Source organism: Thioclava sp. UBA3469, from assembly GCF_002378135.1.
GTDB lineage: Bacteria > Pseudomonadota > Alphaproteobacteria > Rhodobacterales > Rhodobacteraceae > Thioclava > Thioclava sediminum.
The window spans coordinates 1-4,090 of record NZ_DFRG01000224.1; the positions used below are offsets into that span (position 1 = coordinate 1).

Here is a 4,090-nt window from a genome sequence, read left to right on the forward strand (position 1 = left end):
TCGGCATGACCGGCGTCACGGGCGGCGGGCAATCCTCCCGCTACCATGATCATCATCCCGCGACACGGCAACTCAGGCCGCTCCCGGTAAACCGTTCCGGATGCTTCGAGTTCAATCCGAGCCGGCAAATTGCATATCGCATGGAATAGTGTCGCAGCCTTCGATTTGTTCGATGCGCCGGTCTCTCCGGCATCAACAAGCAACTCGAAGGAAAACAGGATGACTAAACGGAAACGCAGACATCGCCGGAGCGTCGATGTCCGGATCAATTGGCTGCAACCGCATGCCGGGGGCTTCAAAGACTGGCTCGCCGAGCGGAATTACTCGCCCGCAACGATTATCGAGGTGGTGCGCCTGCTCGCATTGTGGGCCGATTGGGTCCGCGCGAAGGACTTTGAACTCGAAACGCTCGACGCGGGCCTTGCCGCCTCGGCGTCGGTGTTCCGCGGCAGCAAGAAGGCTCGCGCACCGCAGGGCGCCGCGAAGCTGTTCATCACCTATCTGCGTAATGAAGGCGTTCTTCCGCCGGCGCACGAACCGTCGCTCGAGGAAACCTGGCCGGAACTCGCCGCCTTCCGGCACTGGATGCGGGAGCAACGCGGCATCATGGATTCAACGCTCGACACCTATCAGCAAACCCTGACCGATCTGCTTGCGGCACTCGGAACGGATCCGGCGGCCTACACGGCCACCGCGATACGCGACTTCGTGCTGGACCGGGCCAAACCACACGGGATTGCGCGCGGACGGGGCATCACCGTTGCGACGCGCGCCTACCTCAAATACCTCGCGGCGATCGGGCAGTGCCCGGTAGGACGGGAGCATGCGGTTCCGACCTTCGCAAGCTGGCAGTTGGCGACGGTGCCCCGCTTCCTCGGGCAGGCCGATATCGACCGGCTGCTCGCCTCGTGTGAGGACAAGGGCCGATTACGTGACCGCGCGATCATCCTCCTGCTTGCCCGCCTGGGGTTGAGAGCGAGCGAAGTCGCCAATCTCACCTTCGGCGATATCGACTGGGAGAATGGTCTGCTGACGCTCTCCGGCAAGAGCCGGCGCGAGGAACACCTGCCGCTCACACAGGAGATTGGAGACGCCATTCTCGCCTATATCGGGCAGGAACGGCCCCGAATTGCGACGACGCGCCTGTTCCTGACCGAAATCGCGCCGATCCGGCCCGTGGGCCGTATCGCGGTGAAATGTCTGGTACGGCGCGCCCTCGACCGGGCGAAGATCGACAGTGCGCATCGCGGCGCTCACATGCTTAGGCACTCCGCCGCGACCGCGATGCTGCGCAATGGCGCGAGCCTTGCCGGCGTCGGCATAGTCCTGCGGCATCGTTCGCCATCCGTCACGGCGCTCTATGCCAAGGTTGACATCGGTCTTCTGTCGGAGATCGCCCAGCCCTGGGGCGGGAGGTTGCCATGTTGAGGGACGCCACCGACCGCTACATCGCCCTGCGCCGCGTGCTCGGCTACAAGTTGGTCAAGACCGAGCGGCATCTTCGTGCCTTCTCGGACTTCGCGGCCGACCACGGCGAGATCCATATCCGGGCGGCAACGGTTCTTCGATGGCTAGAGACAGTCGCAGGCACGCCGAACACACGCGCCCGGCGCATGTCGGAGATCATTCTGTTCGCGCGCTTCCTCCACGCCGAGGATCCCCGCCATGAAATACCGCGCGCCGACTTGCCACGAAGCCCGTCCCGTCCCGTTCCCTACATCTACTCTCCGGGCGAGATCGCCCGCATCCTCGATGCGGCCGGCAGTCTGAGGCATCAGAAGCCCAATCCCCTGAGGCGTCAGCTCTACGTCATGCTGTTCGGGCTGATCGCTGCAACGGGGCTGCGCGTCTGTGAGGCACTCGGGCTCAGGCTGGACGATATCCAGCCGGGCGGTGTGCTGCATATCCGCGAGACCAAGTTCCGCAAGAGCCGGCTCGTGCCGCTGCATGCCACGGTCGTAGAGGCGCTCGATCGCTATCTTGCGCTTCGTCGCCAACATGCATTCGAAAGTCCCTGGCTGTTCACGTCCATCCAGCATCGCGAGATGTGCCCGACCACGGTGAACTATACCTTCCGCTGCGTCCTGCGCCGCGCGGGGATCGCACCGGAGCGAAAGCGACAGCCCCGCATCCATGATCTTCGCCATACCTTCGCTACACGGGTGTTGGAGCAATGCGGCGCCGAGCGCGGCAGTGTCGCCCGGCACTTCGTTGCCTTGTCGACCTATCTCGGCCATGTCGATGTTCGAAACACCTACTGGTATCTGGAAACGACGCCGGAGTTGATGGCGGATATCGCCACGGCTGCGGAAATGCTGGTCGGGGAGAGCGCCACATGACGCAACTCGCTCCGCTCATCACCGGCTTCCTGCGCGATTACATGCCCAATCAGCGAGGCTACAGCCCACAGACCTGCGAGACCTATGCCTTCAGCTTCAAGTTGCTGTTCGACTTCGCCGCTAAACGGTTGCGAACCCGGCCCTCGCGGCTTGCGATCGAGGACCTCGATGCGCCGATGATCGTCGCGTTCCTGACGCATATCGAGCAGGATCGCCGCAACAGCGTCTCCACCCGCAACCTGAGGCTCGCCGCCGTCAAGGCGTTCATGCGCTATGTCGAGTACCGGGTGCCGTCGGCCCTGGAGCAGATCGGCAGGGTCCATGCGATCCCGGTCAAACGCCACGATCAGAAGCTCATACGTCACCTGACGATGGAGGAGGTTCGCGCGATCCTCAATGCCCCCGATACTACGACCCGATCCGGCGTGCGCGACAGGGCGATGATGCATCTGTGCTTCGCTGGCGGCTTGCGGGTCTCCGAACTGGTCGGAACCCTGACCGCAAACCTCTCGCTCCAGCAAGGCGCGACCGTGACGATCCGGGGAAAGGGCCGTAAGGAACGCTGCCTGCCGCTCTGGAAGGAAACCGCGCGCGATCTTCGCGCGTGGCTCAGTGTCAGGGGCGACGTTCCCGCGCCGGAACTGTTCGTCAACGCCCGAGGCGAGCCGATGACCCGAGCGGGCTTCGAATATGTCCTCGACAAGCACGTCCGCAAAGCGGCCAAGACCTGCGCATCGCTGCGCGATCGTCGCGTCTCTCCACATCAGCTCCGGCATAGCTGTGCCGTGATCATGCTGCAGGCCACCCACGACATCCGGAAGGTCGCACTCTGGCTCGGCCATGCCGATATCCGCACCACCGAGGTCTATCTGCGCATGGATCCCTCCGAGAAGCTGGAAGCGGTCGAGGCGGTCGTTCCTCCGGAGCTGAGGCGCGGCCGGTTCAAGGCGCCGGACGCGTTGATCGCATCCTTGCTCTCCGACGTGGAAGGGCCAACCTGAGTTGCCGTGTTGCGGGATGATGATCATGGTGATCATGGTGGCGGGGAGGATTGCCCCGCCGCCCGTGACGCCGGTCATGCCGATGGGGTGCCGACTGCCCGTGTCGTTCTCTTCCGACAATGCAGCAAAGCCCCCATGCGGCCTCTCATCTGGGCTGGTCTGGCGCCGGTCCGGCCTTGATCTGCAACGGCTCCGCCGACCTTCTTCCCCTGCGGCTTCGCCGCATTCCTCGCGAACCAACAAGCTCGGCTGCCGCCGTCCTCCGCTCACGCTGCGGTCCTTCGGATGCAGCCGTCCGGCCCGTCGCCCCTCGACCGCCATCGAGACCGCATGGGGCGGCTTCGGACAACTCTCAGGAGATACGACAATGGCTCAGATCGGCACCTTCACCCGCGACGACAACGGCACCTACGCCGGAACGATCAGAACCCTCACCCTCAACGTAAAGGCCACCATCAAGCCCTGCGACCACGACAGCGACAAGGCGCCCGACCACCGGGTCACCGCAAACGGCGTCGAGTTCGGAGCCGGCTGGAGCAAGACCGCCAAGGAAACAGGCGCCGAGTACCTCTCCCTCAAGCTCGACGATCCCTCCTTCACCGCGCCGGTCTACGCCTCCCTGGTGCAGGGCGACAAGGGCGAGCACAAGCTCATCTGGTCGCGATGACCGGACAAGGGCGCTCCGCTCACGGCGGGGCGCCCGCCCACAAAGCCCGCGATTATGCGGAGCAGAATCCGCCAGAACAGCCG

The 4,090-nt window shown here is 64.3% G+C and carries 4 protein-coding genes; all 4 read left to right on the top strand.

Annotation, left to right across the window (positions count from 1 at the left end):
- Window positions 1–219 precede the first annotated feature (219 nt).
- Entirely contained in the window at window positions 220–1,428 is a 1,209-nt protein-coding gene (locus B3D39_RS16375; protein WP_286789890.1) for a tyrosine-type recombinase/integrase, read from the top strand.
- A complete protein-coding gene (locus B3D39_RS16380) occupies window positions 1,422–2,339 on the top strand; it encodes a tyrosine-type recombinase/integrase (protein ID WP_286789891.1) in 918 nt (305 codons plus the stop codon). The genes B3D39_RS16375 and B3D39_RS16380 overlap by 7 nt, the downstream gene beginning before the upstream one ends.
- A gap of 41 nt (window positions 2,340–2,380) precedes the next feature.
- Window positions 2,381–3,340: a tyrosine-type recombinase/integrase gene (locus B3D39_RS16385; protein ID WP_286789893.1), complete on the top strand. Its 960-nt coding sequence runs from the start codon at window positions 2,381–2,383 to the stop codon at window positions 3,338–3,340.
- 367 nt (window positions 3,341–3,707) lie between these two features.
- Window positions 3,708–4,007 carry a DUF736 domain-containing protein gene (locus tag B3D39_RS16390; RefSeq protein ID WP_286789892.1) on the top strand — a complete coding sequence of 100 codons (300 nt, stop codon included), beginning with the start codon at window positions 3,708–3,710 and terminating at the stop codon, window positions 4,005–4,007.
- The last annotated feature ends 83 nt before the right edge of the window (window positions 4,008–4,090 follow it).